Origin of the sequence: Ligilactobacillus equi DSM 15833 = JCM 10991, assembly GCF_000615765.1 — a bacterium.
Taxonomy (GTDB): domain Bacteria; phylum Bacillota; class Bacilli; order Lactobacillales; family Lactobacillaceae; genus Ligilactobacillus; species Ligilactobacillus equi.
In genome coordinates this window covers 1-610 of the sequence record NZ_BAMI01000150.1, presented here as the reverse complement: position 1 = coordinate 610, position 610 = coordinate 1, and the positions used below count along the sequence as shown (strand labels likewise).

Annotated in this window: 2 protein-coding genes; one reads left to right on the top strand and one right to left on the bottom strand. The window is 30.8% G+C overall.

What is annotated here, in order from left to right; genetic code table 11:
- Nucleotides 1-297: 297 nt before the first annotated feature.
- Entirely contained in the window at nt 298-423 is a 126-nt protein-coding gene (locus JCM10991_RS16305; RefSeq protein WP_263640326.1) for a hypothetical protein, read from the bottom strand.
- 67 nt (nt 424-490) lie between these two features.
- On the opposite strand from JCM10991_RS16305, the gene JCM10991_RS15050 reads away from it, so the two are divergent.
- Nucleotides 491-610, top strand: a 120-nt coding sequence (locus JCM10991_RS15050) for a helix-turn-helix domain-containing protein (protein ID WP_155889674.1), incomplete at its 3' end; no start/stop codon positions are given.

Genomic DNA, 610 nt, shown 5'->3' with positions numbered 1-610 from the left:
TTTAATGAAAAAGGAGCGTAAATCCCCCTACTTTAGTGGGGGGATATAAGCTCCACTTGATAGCTCGTAAGAGCTATTTTATTTTTTTCTAAATATTCTTTAGCTAATTTAGATAATTTGCGAGGTGCTAGTTGATTTAAGAATAAAAACGTTACTAGATCAATATTTATTAAAGATACAACCTAATTTCTGGCACATACTCGGCTATAAACTAATAGGAATATGGCAAAGTTTAAGGGCACCTTTTACTTAATAAAAAACAAAAATGCCTAGTATCACTGATTATGTCAATGATACTTAACTAGCACCACGCACAGATAAGATCTCTGAAACAGATGAATGTTCCTTGACTGTTTGTATTTTCAAACTATCATTAAGTTCAACATTCATATAGATATTTATCCTTTTTTTATTTTCTGCCACAGCACTTTCCTTGTGTAATTGAGTATATTTTGTTATAATATAACTGTACTAAAGGAGGTGAAAATCAATGAAAACAATGGCTCAACTTAGTTATCACTATGGATTAAAAGTTAGAATTTATCCGTCTTCTCAACAAAAAGCAATGATAAAACTTAATTCCGACATTGCTAGAACTGTCTACAACAAG